Source organism: Streptomyces sp. R33, assembly GCF_041200175.1.
GTDB lineage: Bacteria > Actinomycetota > Actinomycetes > Streptomycetales > Streptomycetaceae > Streptomyces > Streptomyces katrae_B.
In genome coordinates, this window is sequence record NZ_CP165727.1 from 734,586 (window position 1) to 752,484 (window position 17,899).

Genomic DNA, 17,899 nt, shown 5'->3' on the forward strand with positions numbered 1-17,899 from the left:
CTCCGTGCCGCCCGAACCACGCGTACTGACCGCGCCGTTCCTGCCGCCCGTCCCGGCGGGCCCCGCCGCCACCCCGCCCGTCATCCGCCGAGGAGGCACCCCATGAACGCCCCGGCCACCGGCCCGGACACCGCCCGGCCCGTCTCGAGTGCTGCCACGGCCACGGCCCTCGACGTGGTCGCCTACCACTACGAGCCGGTCAAGGCGCCTCTCTTGCACGAAGCCGTGCTGCCCCTCGCCCGACGGGCCGCCGAGGCCGGGCTGACCGCCCACGTCGAACGCCACTGGCTGCACGGACCGCACCTGCGGCTGCGACTGCGCGGCCTCCCCGGGGCGGTGGCCGCCACGGCCGAGCGCACCGCCGCCGAGCTGCGCGCCCGCGCGGCCTCGCACCCGTCGCGGGCCGCCGCCGACGCTCGGCACTTGCTGGCGCAGGCCGCGGCGGCAGGGCGGGCGGAGCTGATCCCGCCCCCGTACGGTCCGCTCGTACCCGACAACACCGTGCGGGTGGAGCCGGTGGACCTGTCCTCCCTGACGGCGTTGATCGGCCCGGACGGGGTGCGGCTGCGCGAGGACTTGCTGGCCCTGGGCCTGCCCGCCCTCGCGGCGGGCACCGCATTCCTCGGCGAGCGTGCGAACACGTCCGCCGCCCGGGTCGAACTCGTGGTGGCGGCCCTCGCGGCCCATGCGGCCGCGCACCCCGAAGGACTGGTGGGCGGGCACTACTCGTACGTCTCCCACCTGGAGGACTTCCTCGTCCAGGAGGACCCCGACGGGCAGCTGCGGGCGGCCTTCGACCGCCGCTGGGACGCCGCGGGCGAGCGGATCACCGCACTGGTGGGCCGGATCGCGGGCGGCGGTGCGGCCGGCTGGGAGCGGGCCTGGGCCGACTGGTCCGCCCGGGCCCGGGGGATCACGGAGGAACGGTTCAGGGCGGGCGCGGACTTCACGGGGGTGCAGGCCGAGTACCTGGACCGGGCCGCGGCGCTGGGCGACCGGGCCACCGCCGAGCGCTGGGACCGGAGGGAACGGACCCGGTACAGCGAATTCCACCGGCAGCTGCACCGCTCGGACCCGCAGGGCACGATGTGGTCCCGCCCCGACTACCTCGTCTACCGCGCCTGTACGAACGGGCTGTACCGGCTCCTCACCGTGTGCGACGTCCGGCCCGTGGAGCGCTACCTCGCCGCCCACCTCGTCGTACGCAGCGTGCCGGAACTCACCGGGCACCGGTGGCAGGAGCGCATCGACGAGGTCATCGCCGCCGTGGAGGCGACGCCGTGACCGCCGCCGAACCGCCGCGTCTGCGGCTGCGGCCCGGGGTGGCGGTCACCCCGTTGCGCAACGGCCTGCACCTGCGCGGCCGGGACGGGAGCGTGACGCTCGAAGGGAGCAAGGCGCTGCCGGCCCTGTGGAAGCTGCTGTCCGAGCAGTTCGGCCGGGGGCCCGAAGACCTCCTGGGTGAGGAGGAGTACGTCGACCCGGAGAGCGGGGGGCTCCGCCTCGATCCGGCCGATCCCCGGGTCGTGGCCGCGCTGACCGCGCTGACCGCGCAGCTGCAGGCGCACGATCTGCTCGCCGAGTACCCGCCAGGAGCGGCCGAACCGGCCGCCTGGCTCGGAGCCTGCGCGCCCCGGCCCGCACGCGCGGCCGCGGCCCTGGCCGCCACACGGCCAGTGGTCGCGGCAGCCGATCCCGACGGGCCACTCGCCACCGCGCTGATCAGCGCCCTCCACCGCGCGGGGAGTCCGCCGCAGGTGTACCGCGACACCGGCCTGCCGGCCGATCGCGTGGTGGCGGTCGCGGGCACTCCGGCGGTGGCCGTGGCCGTGACCCGTACCTCCGACGGCGGCTTCGTCACAGCCCCGGCCGAGCCCGAACGGGTGCGTACGGACGCCGAGTCGATCGCGGTACGCCTGGGCGCCGACACCGGCTCGGCGCCTGCGGATGCGGCGGCCGCGACACCGGCGGCGCTGACCGCCCTGACGGCCCTGCTCGCCGGCGCCGCGGCGCAGCGGCTGCTGTGCGCCGCCGCCGGTCTGCCCGATCCGGCCGGACGGGAGAAGGACCTGCAGCTGCTCCCGGACCGGCCCGCCGTACTGGTGGCCGTGGCCCGGCCGCCGCACGCGTCCTACCGTCCCTGGGTCAGCGGGCCGGCCGACCCCGCGTCCCCCTCCCCCGCCCCCGTCGGTAGCCTGGCCGAGGCGCTGCGTCGTGTCGGGGCGCTGGGCGATCCGTACCTGGGGGTGCTCGACGCACCGCGGCCCGGGGGTCTGCCCCAGTTGCCCGCCGCGCTCGCCGCCTGCACCTCGGTGGCCGGGCCGCTGGTGGCCGGGGCTCCCCGGACGGACCTGGCCCGGCTCTCCGCGGCGTGCCGTGCGGCAGAACTGCACCTGGACGAAGTGATGCCGGGCCCGGTGACGGTCGGCGCGGGACCCGGGCACGCCCTGGGACGCGCCCTGCGCCGGGCCGCCCTCGCCGCCGCGGGTCCCCCCGACCTCGCCCTGCGCGAGGAGGAATGGCGCGAGCAGCCGCAGGCCCGCCACTGGTGGACCGTGCTGACCCGGCATCTGGGGCTTGCGATGCAGATGACCGTCCACCAGTTCTCGGTGGGTGGGGCTTACTTGGCGGTCGTACGAAACCTTGCCGCCCGGGGCGGGACCGCAGGAGTGGCCGCCCGTGCGGTGGAGGCAACGCCCGCCGACGCGGCGGCCCTGGCCGCGCTCGGCGCGGTGACCCGGGCCATGGCCGCCGAGCACGGTCCGGCCGGGGCCGTGCACACCGCGTTCACCGGCGCCGAGGCACCGCTCGCCGTTGCGGGAGTCGAGCCGGCGGCCTGGACGGACGACGGATGGACCGACCGCTGGCTGGCCGGCATCGCACACCGGGAGCCGGAGCTGTGTGCGGCGCTGGCCCGGCTGACCGGGCTGACCGGGCTGACCGGGCTGCGCCCCGACCCCTGGCAGCCGGGTGAGGCGGACCTCGCGGACCTCGCGGACCTCGCGGACCTCGCGGACCTCGCGGACCCGGCTGCCGGTGGACCGGCCGGATCCGCCGGGCCGGTCCTGGCTGCCCTGCGCGCGTGCGGATTCACGGTTCTGGCCGAATGGGGAGGAGCGCGATGAGCGGGATGACGATGAAGGGGCACGGGAAGGCTGCTGACGCGAAGGTGGTGGCCACCGCCGCCGGCTCCGTACCCGTACTGGATCCGGCTGCGGCGCTGGAGACCACCGACGGCGCCGCGATCGTCCATCTCACCTCCTGGACACTGGAGTTGGCGGAGCGGCTCAGCCGCCACGCGATGGCCCGTCCCGTACGCCTGGTGCCGGTGCGCGAGGACGGTGCGCTGACCGTGATCGGCCCCGTTCTGGAGCCCGCGGCGCGGGCGTGCCTGTCGTGCACCGAGTACCAGCGACTGGCCACCGCAGGCGGCAGGGTGCCCTGGCAGAGCCCCCGGCTGGCGCTCGGCGGCACCGGCACCCCGGCCCTGGCGGAGGCAGCCCTGCTGCTCGCCGCCGCCCTTCTGGAGCCCCGGCCCGCCGCGGAGGGGGAGGCGGAGGCGGGGACGCAGCCGGCCACCGTCCACATCGTCCAAGGCCACCGGGCCACCTGGTCCACCCATCGCGTCCGCCCGGTCGGCGGCTGCCCGGTGTGCCGCCCGCTGCCGGCCGACTCCCCCACAGCGGCCGCAATTCCCGACACGCCACAGCCACTGCCCGACCCGGCGGTGCTGCGCGGCTCCAACGAGCGTACGGAAGCGGACCGGTTGCGGGCCGAGCTGCACGACGAGCGGTTCGGCCCGGTGCGCCGCCTGTTCCGCACCGAGGACTCCGCCTTCGCCCTCACCACCGCCTGGGTGACGGACGGCCGTCTGCTCGACGACGGGGGATACGGGCGCTCCGCCGATTTCCGCACCAGCGAGCGGGTGGCACTGTTCGAGGGCGTGGAGCGGCTGGCCGGCATGCGCCCGCTGGGCCGCCGTACCGCCCTGCGTGCATCCTTCGCCGAGCTGGGCCCGGAGGCTGCCGTGGACCCCGCCCGGCTCGGCCTGCCCGACCCTGCCCACCGGGGGCACCCTGCCGCCCGGACCGTCCCGTACCACGCGGAGCTGGAGCTGGACTGGGTGTACGGCTGGTCGCTCACCGAGGGCCGGGCCCGGGCGGTGCCCGAGCACGTGGCGTACTGGGACCTTCCGCAGGGCCCCGGCCGGGCACGGGTGGTCTACGAGTCCTCGAATGGCTGCGGGCTCGGAAACAGTCGCCAGGAGGCTGCGCTCTACGGGTTGTTCGAGGTGGCGGAGCGGGACGCCTTCCTGATGGCGTGGTACGCGCGCACGCCGCTGGCCGGCATTGCGCTGCCCGCCGACGACCGGCTGGTGACCGCCCTGGCCTCGCGCGCCGCGCTGATGGGATACCGGTTGAGCCTGCTGGACGCCACCAACGACCTCGGTATCCCGGCGGTGGTCGCGCTCTGCCGCTACGAGGGGAGCCACCCCGATGCTCCCCGCGCGTTCCTGGCCGCCGGAGCCCACCACGATCCGCGCGCCGCGATCCGCTCGGCGGTGGCGGAGGTCGTCACGAACGTCCAGGACGCCGTGCACCGGCCGGCCGGGCCGGGCGGGCCGCGCGATCCGGAGCGGCTTCGCCCCATGCTCCGGCGGCCCGAGCTGGTGGTCGACCTCGACGACCACGTGGGCCTGAACACCCTGCCGGAGGCGCAGCCCCGGCTGGAGTTCCTGTTCGCCGGCTTCCGGGAGGTCCCCTGGCAGGAACGGTGGCCGGGCGCTCCCACGCCGGTGGCCGACCTCACCCGGCTGCTGACGGAGACGGTCGCGCGACTGGCCGCCGAGGGGCTGGAAGTGGTCGTCGTGACGCAGGACGAGCCCGGGATCCGGGACCGGCTCGGGCTGCACTGCGCCAAGGTGATCGTGCCCGGCACCCTCCCGATGACGTTCGGCCATGTCAACCGCCGCACGCTCGGGCTGCCCCGGCTGCTGGAGGTGCCACACCGGCTGGGGCGCACCGCCCGTCCACTGCGCCACGACGAACTCCCCCTGTACCCGCACCCGTTCCCGTGAGGACGATCCGATGACCGAAGACCCGTACGCGTCCGCGTCCCCCGTGGGGGCGGGAGCGCCCGCCGCTGGGACAGCAGCCCTCGCACCGGCTCCGGCGGGAGGCTGGCAGAGCCTGCACCTGACCTTGCACACCGACGGCGCGGACACCGATGCCTTCGTCACGGGGGCGCTCGCCCCGCTGATGGACGGCCGGTACGGGCCGAACGGCGGCGCCTGGTTCTTCATCCGCTACCACGAGGGCGGACCCCATCTGCGGATCAGGTTCCGCGGCGCAGGATCCACCGGAGACGCGGCTGAGGACGCGGCCGAACTCGCCGCGGAACTCGCTCTCTTGGCCGCCGGGACCACTCCCGTGACCGGCTCCTGGCCCGGCCGGCACGGGGAGGTGCGCGCGGTGCCGTACGAACCGGAGACCGAGCGCTACGGCGGGCCGGCCGCGCTCCCGGTGACAGAGGAAGTGTTCGTGCACTCGACACGCGCGGCCGTGGCCGCCCTGCGCGCCGTACCCGGACGGGCCGACCGGCTGCGGCTCGCCCTGGACCTCGCCCACGGCACGGCGTACGCCCTGGGTCTGGACGAACTGGCCTCGGCGGGCTGGCTGCGCCGGCACGCCGCCTCCTGGCGCTGGGCCGCCGAAGTGCGGCCGCTACCCGGAGCCGCTGTCCACACCCGCGTCAACACGGTGTTCGCTGCCCAACGTACGAACCTGGGGCTGCGCGCCCGGGCGGTCCGGGCGGGGCTGGACGACGGCTCCGCCGCGCCCTGGCTCGCGGAGTGGACCCGGCAAGTACGAGCGGCCGACGCCCGGTTGCGTACGGCCGTGCTCCCCGCGGACCGGCCGGGCGCGCCGGTGCGGACGCACCGCCGGCTGTGGGTGTGGGCCTCACAACTCCACATGCTGTTCAACCGGTTGGGAGTCACTCCTGACGAGGAACGTGCCGTCTGCCGGCTCGCGGGCCGCGCTCTGCTGGAGACGGGGGACGAGGACGGCTTCTTCGGCGCCGGCCCGCGCGCGGCCGACTACCAGTACCTGGAGCAGAGCAAGTTCCAGATCGGTCGTGCACAGGACACCGCGGTACGGAGCATCGCGCGGCCCGGACTCCCGTCCGAGTACCGGCCGGAGGCCGTACGCCCCCTCCCCGCGGCCTCGTTGCCGGAGCTGTCCCTCGCCGAGGCGCTGCGCCGCCGCAGCTCGGCGCGCGGGGCGCTGCGGGGGCCGCTCACCGAGCAGGAGCTGGGCGGGGTGCTGTGGCACGCCCACGCGCCGAGCCATGTTTCCCGGCAGTCCCTGGCCGACGGCACCGAGCGCACCGTGCACCACCGCCCGTACCCGAGCGCAGGCGCCCTGTACAGCGTCCGGGTACGGCTCCTGGCGCTCGCCGTGGCGGGACTGGCTCCCGGCACCTACCACTGCATGCCGGAGCGGCGGTCACTGGTCGCCCTCGGACCCGCACCGGACCTGGCCGACCTCAAGGCGTTGTCTTCGTACCTCTCCCGCCCGGCCGACGACCCGGACTCCGTCGGGATCGACGAGGCACCGGCCGTGCTGGCGGTCCACCTGGACCTCGGGCTGCTCCGCCGCCGCTACGGGCTGCGGGCGCTGCGGCTGGGCCTGCTGGAGGCCGGACACCTGGCCCAGACCCTGCAGCTCACGGCCGGGACGTTCGGGCTGGCCACGATTCCGCTCGGTGGCCTGCACGACGACCTGGCGCATGAGCTGCTGGGCCTTGACGATCTCGACGAGCCGATCCAGTACCTACTGCCGCTCGGGCGGCTGGACCCGCCGGCCGGCATTTCCGACGCCGGTCGGCGGGCGTAAGCGGGGCACCTTCACCTCCCCGGCCCGGGCGACCGGGGCACGGCCGTCCGGCGATGCCTGATGTTGACGGCCGAAGCCTTGGCCAGCGTCAACGGGTTCAGGAAACGCACCGGACCGATCAGGCGCTGCCCGAACAGGTGCATGTGCCGCGCCAGCGCCTCATCGCGTGCTGCCGCCGAGAACACCAGCCGCTCCACGGGATTGAACGGGCGGGCCTTGGCGAAGTCGGCGGCCAGGGACTGGTGACCGCGCAGCCGGCGCTGGTGTCTGCGTGCGTACACCACGAGTGACCGGTCGAGGTCGCCCCGACCGGTTGCGGCCGGGGCGACCGCGTCTGCCAGCCAGCGCGCGGACTCCAGGGCCCACCCGCATCCCACTCCCCACAGGGGATCGCCGGTCAGGGCGGCGTCGCCGATGAGCGCGACGCCCGGTGCAGTCGGCTTGCGGCTGTGGAGCGGGTAGTCGACCGTGCCGATGATCTTCGAGACGCGCTCCGCGGAGTCGATGGGCGGTGCCTCGGGGAGGGCGCGTACGAACGCGAAGAAGCTGCCTTCCAGGTCTTCTCGGAAGGCCGGCAGCCGCTGCTTGTCCGGGAGCACCGCGAGGACCGTCACCCCGTCGTCGTTGGGAAACGCGTACGCCATGTCGGGCTCGAGGAACCAGGTCTGACCGATCCCGCCGTGCAGCGGAAGGTTGCGGAAGTGCGCGAGATAGCCGAACCGCGTGTTCTCGTACTGCCGGGCGGGCACCCCGGCGAACTTCGCCACGGCCGAGTCCTTGCCGTCGGCGCCGACCACGAGGCGGGCCCGGATCTCACGCTCGCCCTGCGGTGTCGAGACGCGCACCCCGACCGTTCGCCCGGCTTCCCCGACCAGCCCGGTCACCTGGTGGCCGAGGAGCAGATCGACGCCAGGGGTCCGTGCCGCTCGGGACCTGATCAACGGGTCGAGGGTGCTGCGGCGGATGTTGTACGCGTGGGGCAGCTCGGGGCCCGCCGGTGCGGCCCTCGGCTCGATCCATCCCCAGCGGGTGTACCAGCGGGCCTCGTTGCGGACGGCTCCCGCCTTCTCCAGAGCGGGGACGAGGCCGAGTTCGTCGAGTACCGGGTAGGCGTTGGCCGTGATGGAGTGGGTGCACAGCACCTTGTACGCCTCAGGATCCGAGCGGCGTTCCAGCAGTGCGACGCGGACACCGCGTCGGGCCAGCAGGATCGCCGCGGCGCTCCCGGCGAGGCTGGCTCCGCTGATGACGACGTCGTAGTCGTACCCCGCGCTCTCAGGCTTGGTCATGCGCTGATCGCCCCCCTTCGGGGTGTGATGCCGTTCGTGGCCATGGTGCTGTGCCACTGCAGTCGGGCGCATGACCGATTGTCAAGAGTTCTTGGGGCGAGCCAAGTTGTGAACCTGGGAACCGATGCCACGGCGGGGCGGCACACTCACACTCCCGTGCCCCGCCATGGCTTCGGTGGCCCCGAATCGGCTCTGGCCGCTCAGCTCACGCGTTCGATGCGTGCGCGGCGGATCAGGTTCTTGCCCGGCTCCCGGACCTTGTCGAAGGCCGCATTGTTCAGCAGGACACAACTGCCCGACGGACCGTTCACCGTCACCGTCGTCGACTGACCGTTGTCCAGATTGGTCACCTTCAGCTTCGTCCCCACCGGGAACGTCCCACTGCTCGCCGCCGGCACACCCCCCTCACCCGACAGCGTCACCGTCGACCCCGGACACACCACCTGCCCGGTGGCCGGCGGCACCTTCACACCCGCCGCACCGGACGCACCCGTCGCAGGGGCCGGTGCGCCGGCGCCACCAGCCACTCGCTCGATGCGTGCGCGGCGGATCAGGTTCTTGCCCGGCTCCCGGACCTTGTCGAAGGCCGCATTGTTCAGCAGGACACAACTGCCCGACGGACCGTTCACCGTCACCGTCGTCGACTGACCGTTGTCCAGATTGGTCACCTTCAGCTTCGTCCCCACCGGGAACGTCCCACTGCTCGCCGCCGGCGCACCCGCCTCACCCGACAGCGTCACCGTGGACCCCGGGCACACGACGTCGGGGACGGCGGCATTGCCGGTCGCCATCGTGGCGACGACCCCTCCGGTCGCAAGGGCTCCCGCGACGACAGAGAGCACGAGCTTCTTCTTGAGACTCATAGTCCGTTTCCTGGACACTGGCACTCCTCGATCCGATGGACGCTTTTCCCACCCCACGTCCTGCATACGGGTCGACGTCACGGGCCAGTTCAGTCTTGTCGCCTCCTCACAAATCGGCCGTGCGGAGGTTTGGTGCGCTGCATGAGGGTCATGCGCCGGGCTCGTGGATCATGGTCTGCGTACAAAGAAGCAGGTCAACACCCCAACGCCGATGGGTTCGACGTGTGTGCCGCATTCACCTCGACCGTCCGGGTCAAGCGGGGGGCGACGCGGCCACAGGCACCCTTAAGGTTCAGTTGATCTGCCCTTAACCAACCCTGGGGGCTGGTCACCGGCGCCAGAACAGGTGGTGCGTCACGCCGATCGGGCTGGGCACGACCTCCAGGTGGAACCGGTCGAGCAGCTCATCGGGGGACTCCCAGCGTCGTACCGGGCTCCGGTCGGCATCCGGCAGCCCAACGGGCGCAGGCCCCCGGGCACGCCTACCCTGATACGGCAACCCGCCGGCACCCGCCAGATCCTGCGGTCAGCGCGGGGCACGTCCGGCTCAGCCCAGCTGCGAAAGGCGGTTCCGACATGGCCACCAGGTCTGACGCTCCCGTTCTCGACACGCTCGCCGCGATGACCGTCGACTCCATCGAGCACTGCAACATGGACGAGAAGACACTCATCATCACGCGCATCGCCGCCCTCGTGGCCATGGACGCACCGGCCATCTCCTACCTGGCCCACATCAACCCCGCGGTCAAGGCCGAGTTCACCGTCGAGCAGCTGCAGGACGTGCTCGTCGCGATCGCCCCTGTCGTGGGCACAGCACGTGTCATGTCGGCCGCGGGCCACATCGCCCAGGCATTCGGCGTCGCCATTGCACTGGCCGAGACAGAAGCGGAAGCCATAGCCAACGCCGAGGCCGAGAGCCGCAGCAAGTCCTGATCCATCTGTTCCCGACGGGCATGCGCGCCGGCCCGCGCACTGGAAGATCGGTCATCGTGCGGTGCGCAGCGTGAGGATGTACGCCGCGGTGAGCGCCACGGCAGGATCTTCGTCACGTGACAGATCCGTCAGGGCACGTGAGGCCGTGGTTCCCGGGATGTCCGCGAACGCCTGCGCCAGTCGTCGGCGTGCGGCCGATTCGTCGGGGCCGTGCGGGAGGCGCTCGACGAGCAGCGTGGCGATCCGATCGGCCGACTCGGGACTGCTCGCCAACGCGCTCAGTGCATCGGCCGCGTCGACGTCGTTCGTCCCCTCGACGATCATTTCGATGAGCGTCGGGACCGCGTCGGCCACTCCACGTGCTCCGAGGGCCAGCGCTGCATGCCTGCGGACCGTGGTGTCCGAGCTCGTGAGAGCGCCCTCCAGCAGGGCGACCGCCGAGTCGTCCGGAATCTCGGCGATGGACCGGACGGCCCGTTCCCGTACCTCGGCTGCCGGTGAGGTCAAGCCCTGCGCCAACAGTTCCAACGCGCCATCGCCTGATTGCGCCACCGCCCATCGAAGGGCTCCGGCGACGTTGGGATCCGTCTCGCTCAGCGCTGCCTCGACAAGGGCTTCCACGGGCACCGGCACCTGTTCGGCCGAGGACAACGCGGCGCGCTGGCGTCTCCCGGCGCTCTCCGAGCCCAGCGCATGCAGGAGTGCAACGGTCTGGAGAACGTCCTCCCAGTCGGCGGGCTCCGCGGCTCCGATCCGGCGGAGTCGCGTGAGCAGTGCCGTCTCGACGGCGATGCGTTCCTGCGTCTGGCGGATGAGGTCGTCGACGAGTTCCGAGGGCCTGAAGCCGGGGTCGTCCAAGGCGCGCGCGACATCACGCAGCGACAATCCCAACGACCTCAGGCTCTCGACGTGGAAGATCCGCCGGATGTCCTCGCCGGAGTACTCCCGATACCCGGACACGGTACGTCCGGTCGGCCGCACCAGGCCGAGCGAGTCGTAGTGTCTGAGCATGCGGGCGCTGACCCCGGACCGCCTGGCCACATCACCGATCAACACTGCCTACGCTCCTCCTGGCCGGTCCTGCAGGGCTGCCACGCGCTTCGCCTCCTCGATCGCCGACTCGAATCCGGCATCCGGGTCGCGCAGCAGCCGTTCCGTGGCTACCGCATGGTGACGCACGCGAGGGTCGAGATCCGTCATCGCAGCACGCAGGGTCGGCAGGACGGCCTCGCCGAGGGCGATCAGGGCCCGGCTGAGGCTCAACTGCGTCTCACGCCCGCCTCGCCCCAGCTGCGTCGCCAGCGCTCCGGCCAGCTCGGCCTCCTCGCCTTCGGGCACGAGCACAGCAGCGGCCCGCCAGGCGCTCCGCGCCACCTCTTCGTCACCGTCGGACAGGAGCGCCCTGGTGATCGCCGGCCACGCCTGCCGTTCCCCGATCTTGGACAACGTGTGCAAGGCCTGGCTTCGTGCCTGCGGCCGCTCGGAGCGGAGCTCGGCGACGAGCCGTGGGACCGTCAGGGAGGCCGGGTGACGGGTGAGCGCCCACGTGAGCATCTCGCGCACGTAGAACTCCGGCTCGATCGCACACCGCTCGACGAGCTTCTCGACGGACCGCGCGTCCGGGATCGAGCCGGCCGCGAGCGCTGCCCGCAGCCGCACTGACGAGCGGCTGTCTTCCAGCCCCTGGAGGGCCCTCGCCGTATCGGTGTCCTGTTCTGCCGTGGTCATCGGAACCACCTCCTAGACGGCAGTGAAGACCTTGTCACCGTGTCAAGGTCAAGACGAGGACGGATCCCGCACGCCCCCTACCTCCTGGGTGCTCCTCACCCGTCCGGCGCCGCTCAGCCGGGTCCTGCCGGATTCCTCTGCTAGAAAGACGGTGACACAGCGTCAGGCAATGGAGGCGGACGGTATGACCGATTCGGCGGACGCGCGCGAGGCCGACCGTGCGCTCAAGGCGAAGCACCGGACGATGTGGGCGCTCGGCGACTACCCGGCCGTCGCCACCCGGGTCGTCTCGGCGCTCGGGCCCGTGCTGGTGGAGGCCTGCGGGGTGAAACCCGGCGACCGCGTGCTCGACATCGCCGCCGGATCGGGGAACGCCGCCATTCCGGCCGCATTGGCCGGCGGCGATGTGGTCGCGTCCGACCTGACGCCCGAGCTGCTGGACGTGGGGCGGCGGGAGGCCGCGGCGCGCGGCGTCGAGCTGCGCTGGCAGGAGGCCGACGCCGAGGCGCTGCCCTTCGCCGACGGCGCGTTCGACACGGTCATGTCCTGCGTCGGGGTCATGTTCGCCCCGCACCACCAGGAGAGCGCCGACGAACTCGTCCGAGTCTGCCGGCCGGGCGGCACGATCGGGCTGGTCAACTGGACCCCGGAGGGGTTCATCGGGCAGATGTTCGCCGCCATGAAGGGCTACGCGCCGCCTCCGCCGCCGGGGGCGCAGCCGCCGCCGCTGTGGGGGCGTGAGGATCACGTGCGTGCGCTCCTCGGCGACCGTGTCACCGGGGTAGAGGCACGTCGGCAGGCCATCCGCGTGGACCTCTTCGAGAGGCCCGAGGACTTCCGCGAGTTCTTCAAGGCCACCTACGGACCGACGATCGCGGTCTACCGGAACATCGCCGACGACCCGGAGAAGACCGCTGCCCTGGACCGGGCCCTCGACGAACTGGCGGACGGCGCGCTCCGGGACGGGACGATGGAGTGGGAGTACCTCCTGGTCACCGCGCGCCGGGGCGGTGCCGCACCCGCCTGAGAAGGCCGCGTCGGCAGGATGTCGGTCGTCCGGCGGGACTGTCGGTGATCCATGGGCGATGTGTCGGTGGCTGCTGGAACCGTGGGTGTCGAGTTGCCCAAGGGGGCAGCTGCAACCGCCCTGAGCAAGGAGCCCCTCGCCATGTCGTCCACACCGCGCTGGAACGTCCGACGACTGCCGGGTGCCGATGGCCGCGTCTTCCTGGTCACCGGCGGCAACGCCGGCATCGGGTACTTCGTCGCGGAGCAGCTGTCGGCGACCGGAGCCACCGTCGTACTCGGCAGCCGCGATCCCGCCAGGGCCCAGGTCGCGACGGCCTCGATCCGTGCGCGTGTCCCCGGGGCACGGGTGCGGGCCGTACGGCTGGACCTCGCCGACCTCTCGTCGCTCGAGACAGTGGTGGAGTCACTGGATGTGGAACGCCTTGACGCGGTGGTCCACAACGCCGGTGTCGCGCTCGACGACCCGCCGCGCAGGGAGACCGCGGACGGTCACGAGCTCATGTTCGGCACGAACCACCTCGGGCACTTCGTCTTGACCCAGTGGGTGATGCCACTGCTGTCGGCTGCGCCGGCGGCCCGCGTCGTGACCATGGGCAGCTTCGCGGCGAAGTCCGAGCGGCTCGACCTCGACGACCTGCAGTCCCGGAAGGACTACCAGCCCAAGCGCACCTACGGGCGCTCCAAGCTGGCACAGATGTACTTCGGCGTCGAACTCGACCGCCGCCTGCGGGCTGCGGGCAGCAGGGTGGCGAGCGTGGTGGTCCATCCCGGCGGCGCGCTGGACTCCCTGACCCCGTCACGTCCCCCGATCCATGTGCGGACCACCGCCACACGGCTGAGCGCGGCACCTGCGGCCCTCCTCGTCCAGGGCAAGGACGCCGGCGCATGGCCCGCGGTCCGGGCGGTGCTCGACCCGGACGTGCGTGGAGGCCAGCTCTGGGGACCGCGCGTCTTCGGCCTGCGCGGCGAGCCCCGACGTGAACCGGTGTGGAACCACCTGGCCGACCCGTCCGTCGCGACACGGCTGTGGGACGCAAGCTGTGATCTGACCGGCGCCGACCTCAGCACCACCTCCGGATAGCTGAGGCTCAGGCGCATGTGTGGTCCGGGCCCGGGCACCAGGGGACGAACAGCCCGCCCGTTGCCTTCAGGCCTTCGCGGCGGTCAAGAGCCGGGCAGGCGATCGGCCGGTGACGAGTGCCTCCCACTCCTCCCGTGTCGGGCCGTCGTGCTGCGGTGAGAAGTCCGGGTGGGCAGCCAGCCAGGCGGTCACGTGTCGGTCCACCTCGTCGGTGCCGTAGGCCTCGTCGGCCGGTCGCACGAGATGGCGTACCTGGGCCCGGGCCCTCATGACGACGGGATCGTCGAAGGCGCAGGCGCCCAGGGCGGCAGCCCGCCGATCCGAGGCCGGTGAGCTCTCGGCGAGGCGTTGCTCGGTGGCGCGGTCGGCCGTCACCTGCGCATCGAACCACGGGCGGAGGGCCTGTGCCGTCCAGGTGTGGTAGCCCATGGGGTCCTCGGCGAACTGGTCGACATGAGTGGCGATGTGCTGGGCGATGCGAAGGCCGAGGGACACTCCATGGCCCGAGGTGGGGTTGGTGTGGACGAGGCTGTCCCCGGCGTTGACCAGGCCGGTGACGACAGGCCCCTCGTCGTCGGCGAGGGCGATCCAGCGGTTGTCCAGGCCGGCCATCGGCAAGACGTCCGACTGCGGGTCGGGATCCAGGTCGAGCCAGGCGGCGGTGGCGGGGAAGCGGCGTGCGGCGGCCTCGAACACGGCCGGCTCGGTGAGCGCGCCGCGGGTCGGATCACCCGTGGAGAGCACCAGGTTCACCGCGAAGGTGTCGTTGTCGGACGGAAAGACGCCGGCGATCGCGAACGGCGCGGCCGAGCCCGTCTTCACCCGCCCGGGGTCACGCGGGCCGTCGGCACGCAGGCGGTACCAGCGGCACAGATAGGCGATCCCGGCGCGGTGGCTGTCGACCACGGGCGCGCGGCAGCCGGCCGCGATCAGCCAGGCGGGGACCGGCGAGCGACGCCCGGCCGCATCGACGACGAGGTCCGCCTGGTACGTTTCCGTGCCCACCTGCACGCCGGTGACCCGCGCAGGGCTGCCCTCCCCGAAGACGAGGGCGCGCACGCGGCAGCCTGACCGCACTTCAACGGTGCGTTCCCGCCGCACGGCCGCGGTCAAGGCGGCCTCGAGCACGATGCGGCGGGTCCGCAGGGTCACCAAGTCCTCGTCGCCGGCCCGATACGGCGGGTGCTCACCGAACCAGTCGAACTCGTGGTACTCCCGGGCTCCGCGTGCCAGCAGATCCGCGTAGACATCTGGGGATTCGGCGTGCAATACGGTGCGTACGGGCGCGAGGAGCGAGTGGGGTTGGACGGCCTGCGGTATTCGGGGCCTGTCCCAGTGGAAGAAGTCCCGGTCCAGGTCCTCGCCGGCCTGTCGCGCGTCCTGCTCGAACAAGGTGACCGTGTGGCCACGCCGCCCCAGCATGAGCGCCGTCCCCAGCCCGCTGATACCCCCACCGATGACCGCAACCCGCGCCACTGAACTCCCCTTCGCGTCGTGTTGCGGCACGAGCCTACTGCTTGGCGATCTACGTACGTGTGCGGGGTACGGGCCGAGTGCTCAGTCCGTCGGCCGGGCCGGCTCGCTCTGCCCGCCGCCGAACACCTCCTGGACGATCTTCTGCTTCACGTTCTCGAACGCCCCGGCCATGGCGGCCAAGTCGAGCTCGGCGTCCCCCATGGTCAGCGAGCCGGTCAGGGTCTTGCTGCCGTCGGGGGTGCTGTACATCAGCGCCGCCCAGCCCCAGAAGCCGCCGTTGTGCTGGAGGATGGTGCCCCCGTCGTCCGTCTCCTCCACGAACACCCCCAGGCCGTAGCCCATCTTGGGGTGCGGCGTGCGCATCTCGGCGAGCAGGGGGGCCGGCAGGAGCCTGCCGCTCATCAGCGCGGAGAAGAACGTGTGGAGGTCCTGGCTGGTCGAGATCATGTCACCGGCGGCGGAGATCCAGGAGGGGTTGAATCGGGTGGTGTCGGCCACCTTCCACTGGCCGGCGTCCTCGTACGCGTAGTAGCCGTGGGCGTGCGGCTCGGGGATCTCCGGCGACGCGTCCGGCACCACGGTGCCGGTCAGCCCGAGCGGACCCAGGACGAGCCGCTGCATCTCCTCGGCGTAGGAGCGGCCGGTGACGCTCTCGATCAGCAGCCTGGCCACCACATAGTTGGTGTTGGAGTAGCTCCAGTCCGCCCCCGGCTCGAACCGCGCAGGCTTGGACAGCGCCATCCGGACCAGCTCCTCGGGCTGGTAGGTGCGGAACTGATTGTCCATCCACTCCTTGCCCATCCCGGGGACTCCACCGGGCACGACCGTCCCGTCGTCGTAGACCTCGCCGGTGAAGCTGAACAACCCGCTGGTGTGCTGGAGCAGCATCCGGACCGTGATCCGTCGGTCAAGACCGAACTCGGGCAGGTGGTCGTCCGCCGGGGTGTCCAGCCCGATCCTCCCCTCGGCCACCAGTTGCAGCACCAGGGCCGCAGTGAAGGTCTTGGTGATGCTGCCGACCCGGAAGTGCCCGTCGGTCGGCGGCTTGGCGGTCTCGCCCAGCTTGCGCACCCCTGCGTTGCCGACCCACTGGCCCCGCTCGTCGTGCACGCGCAGCTGCACTCCGGCGAAACCGGAATCGACGATCTCCTGGATGGCCTTCTGCAGCTCCGGGCGATGGGGCCCGGCAGCGGTGTTCTCGGCGGTGTGGAGGGACTCGCCCATGGTCATTCCTCGTCTCATGATGGGAGGTGCACGGCACGGCTCGAGAGCGCAACGGCGGTCCGGGGAGCTCTCGTTGCGCCGTCGAGCAGCCATGGAGTGAGCGTGCACCCTGCCCCAAGGTCAAGGTCAACCCTGCGGTCAGCGGGCAAGAGGCGGCCCCGCAGCCGCGGCCGGGCGAGGTGGCTCTCGACGGAAGGAGGACGGGGCGGCCGGTTGCGGACCTGCCGTCAGCTCGGGGCGTCTGCCTGAGGCAGCAGGTCGACGAGGAAGCGTTGGGCGGGTTGGTCACCGCAGGGCTGCTGGACGGCCTCGGCGCCCGCGGCCGTCTCGCCGCCGACGATTCCCAGGCAGAGTCCGGTGTGCGCGCGCCTCAGGCGGTAGCCCTCCGCTGTGGTGCCGAACCGCTCGATCCGGAAGAACTGTGCATCCTTGTCGGCCAGGCAGTTGCCCTGCGGCTCCACCAGCCCTTTGGCGGGGCCGCTGTCGAGGATGGTGAGACAGCCCATCGCCTTGCTCGCCGGATGCTCCCACTTGATGTTGGCCAGGTCGTCGCCGTCGGGCTGCAGGAACGAGCGCGGGCCAGGGTCCGCACAGGGGCGCTGCACAGCCACCTCGGATCGGTATCGCCCGGAGCGTTCCTTCCCCGCCGTGAGGCACAACTCCGGGTTCGGTGCGGGACGGATGCGGGCCCAGCTCCCGGCGGAGACCACGGGGAGGAGCGCAGCTCGGCGGTTGGCGGGGGCACCCGTGACGCGTGGGTCCGGGGTCGTGAGCTCCCTGATCAGCAGAGCGCCGGCCGCGAGAGCTCCCGCCAGCGCCACGGCGGCCACCACGATCACGGTCCGCCTCCGGTGGCCGGTTCCCGTTGGCGCAGACTGTTCCCCGGTGTCGCGGCCGCCACCGGCATCCGCAGGAGCGTCCCCGCTCGCCAGGAGCTCCCAGACCGCGATCCACTCCGCCGATCTGTCCTCTTCACCGCAGGCACGGACGAACGCGGCGACGGTCTCGCGGCGGGGCAGAGTGCGCCTGCGCAGGAGGTCGGCGACCGTGCTTCGGGGCAGGACGTCGCCCCGGGCGACGGCCCGGCTCTCCAGCTGCCGCAGGGTCAGGCCGGACCGGGCCTTGAGCCCTCGCAACGCCGCCGTGAACTCGTCGGCGCTGCGTATGTCGGCGGGCTGTAACTCGATCTCATCCATCCGACCAGGAGTAGTGCACAGGACGACGGCGGGCAACGGGTTCCCCGGCCGACCGGACGAAGTCCTGGAGTCGTCGTCTCGCGGGCGGAGAAGTTCTGAACCGTGCGGGTGCGAGGTTTCCGCGACGCGCCGGTTTCGGCGCCCTTGTCTCGTCGCCGGGACACCCCACCAGCTCCCCGCCCTG

General features: G+C 72.6%; 14 protein-coding genes and 1 pseudogene. 7 read left to right on the forward strand and 8 right to left on the reverse strand.

Annotated features, from left to right (window positions below):
• The first annotated feature begins 102 nt into the window (after positions 1 to 102).
• The 4 genes from AB5J51_RS03770 to AB5J51_RS03785 are packed head-to-tail and all read left to right on the forward strand — an operon-like array spanning position 103 to position 6,896.
• A complete protein-coding gene (locus AB5J51_RS03770; protein WP_369776828.1) occupies positions 103 to 1,284 on the forward strand; it encodes a lantibiotic dehydratase C-terminal domain-containing protein in 1,182 nt (393 codons plus the stop codon).
• Positions 1,281 to 3,125 carry a hypothetical protein gene (locus AB5J51_RS03775; RefSeq protein ID WP_369776829.1) on the forward strand — a complete coding sequence of 615 codons (1,845 nt, stop codon included), beginning with the start codon at positions 1,281 to 1,283 and terminating at the stop codon, positions 3,123 to 3,125. The genes AB5J51_RS03770 and AB5J51_RS03775 overlap by 4 nt, the downstream gene beginning before the upstream one ends.
• Complete coding sequence (locus AB5J51_RS03780; protein ID WP_369776830.1) at positions 3,122 to 5,077, forward strand: TOMM precursor leader peptide-binding protein; 1,956 nt, start codon at positions 3,122 to 3,124, stop codon at positions 5,075 to 5,077. Before AB5J51_RS03775 ends, AB5J51_RS03780 begins: the two co-directional genes overlap by 4 nt.
• A gap of 10 nt (positions 5,078 to 5,087) precedes the next feature.
• Positions 5,088 to 6,896: a thiopeptide-type bacteriocin biosynthesis protein gene (locus AB5J51_RS03785; RefSeq protein ID WP_369776831.1), complete on the forward strand. Its 1,809-nt coding sequence runs from the start codon at positions 5,088 to 5,090 to the stop codon at positions 6,894 to 6,896.
• Positions 6,897 to 6,907: 11 nt separating this feature from the next.
• Here the strand turns inward: AB5J51_RS03785 and AB5J51_RS03790 are convergent, their stop codons facing one another.
• From AB5J51_RS03790 to AB5J51_RS03800, 3 genes and pseudogenes are all read right to left on the reverse strand, one after another.
• Positions 6,908 to 8,185 (reverse strand): NAD(P)/FAD-dependent oxidoreductase, encoded by a 1,278-nt coding sequence (locus AB5J51_RS03790; RefSeq protein WP_369776832.1) that lies wholly within the window; start codon positions 8,183 to 8,185, stop codon positions 6,908 to 6,910.
• 200 nt (positions 8,186 to 8,385) lie between these two features.
• A complete protein-coding gene (locus tag AB5J51_RS03795) occupies positions 8,386 to 9,048 on the reverse strand; it encodes a hypothetical protein (protein ID WP_369776833.1) in 663 nt (220 codons plus the stop codon).
• A 328-nt stretch (positions 9,049 to 9,376) separates the two neighbouring features.
• Positions 9,377 to 9,484: pseudogene (locus AB5J51_RS03800) on the reverse strand (deaminase); the annotation flags it as partial.
• 140 nt (positions 9,485 to 9,624) lie between these two features.
• Here AB5J51_RS03800 and AB5J51_RS03805 point away from each other — a divergent pair.
• Positions 9,625 to 9,981: a hypothetical protein gene (locus AB5J51_RS03805; RefSeq protein ID WP_053788844.1), complete on the forward strand. Its 357-nt coding sequence runs from the start codon at positions 9,625 to 9,627 to the stop codon at positions 9,979 to 9,981.
• Between the two features lie 51 nt (positions 9,982 to 10,032).
• Here AB5J51_RS03805 and AB5J51_RS03810 read toward each other — a convergent pair whose 3' ends face one another.
• Together AB5J51_RS03810 and AB5J51_RS03815 are read right to left on the reverse strand one after the other, a co-directional pair.
• On the reverse strand, positions 10,033 to 11,037 hold the full coding sequence (locus tag AB5J51_RS03810) for a HEAT repeat domain-containing protein (protein WP_369776834.1): 1,005 nt from the start codon (positions 11,035 to 11,037) through the stop codon (positions 10,033 to 10,035).
• 3 nt (positions 11,038 to 11,040) lie between these two features.
• Positions 11,041 to 11,709 carry a HEAT repeat domain-containing protein gene (locus AB5J51_RS03815; RefSeq protein ID WP_369776835.1) on the reverse strand — a complete coding sequence of 223 codons (669 nt, stop codon included), beginning with the start codon at positions 11,707 to 11,709 and terminating at the stop codon, positions 11,041 to 11,043.
• Between the two features lie 184 nt (positions 11,710 to 11,893).
• On the opposite strand from AB5J51_RS03815, the gene AB5J51_RS03820 reads away from it, so the two are divergent.
• Complete coding sequence (locus AB5J51_RS03820) at positions 11,894 to 12,736, forward strand: class I SAM-dependent methyltransferase (protein ID WP_369776836.1); 843 nt, start codon at positions 11,894 to 11,896, stop codon at positions 12,734 to 12,736.
• Between the two features lie 141 nt (positions 12,737 to 12,877).
• Positions 12,878 to 13,819, forward strand: coding sequence for an SDR family NAD(P)-dependent oxidoreductase (locus AB5J51_RS03825; RefSeq protein WP_369776837.1), 942 nt, complete (start codon positions 12,878 to 12,880; stop codon positions 13,817 to 13,819).
• 66 nt (positions 13,820 to 13,885) lie between these two features.
• Here AB5J51_RS03825 and AB5J51_RS03830 read toward each other — a convergent pair whose 3' ends face one another.
• From AB5J51_RS03830 to AB5J51_RS03840, 3 genes are all read right to left on the reverse strand, one after another.
• Positions 13,886 to 15,295: an FAD-dependent oxidoreductase gene (locus AB5J51_RS03830; protein ID WP_369776838.1), complete on the reverse strand. Its 1,410-nt coding sequence runs from the start codon at positions 15,293 to 15,295 to the stop codon at positions 13,886 to 13,888.
• An 81-nt stretch (positions 15,296 to 15,376) separates the two neighbouring features.
• Positions 15,377 to 16,519: a serine hydrolase domain-containing protein gene (locus tag AB5J51_RS03835; RefSeq protein ID WP_369776839.1), complete on the reverse strand. Its 1,143-nt coding sequence runs from the start codon at positions 16,517 to 16,519 to the stop codon at positions 15,377 to 15,379.
• Positions 16,520 to 16,746: 227 nt separating this feature from the next.
• Positions 16,747 to 17,715, reverse strand: coding sequence for an RICIN domain-containing protein (locus AB5J51_RS03840; RefSeq protein WP_369776840.1), 969 nt, complete (start codon positions 17,713 to 17,715; stop codon positions 16,747 to 16,749).
• Between the last annotated feature and the right edge of the window lie 184 nt (positions 17,716 to 17,899).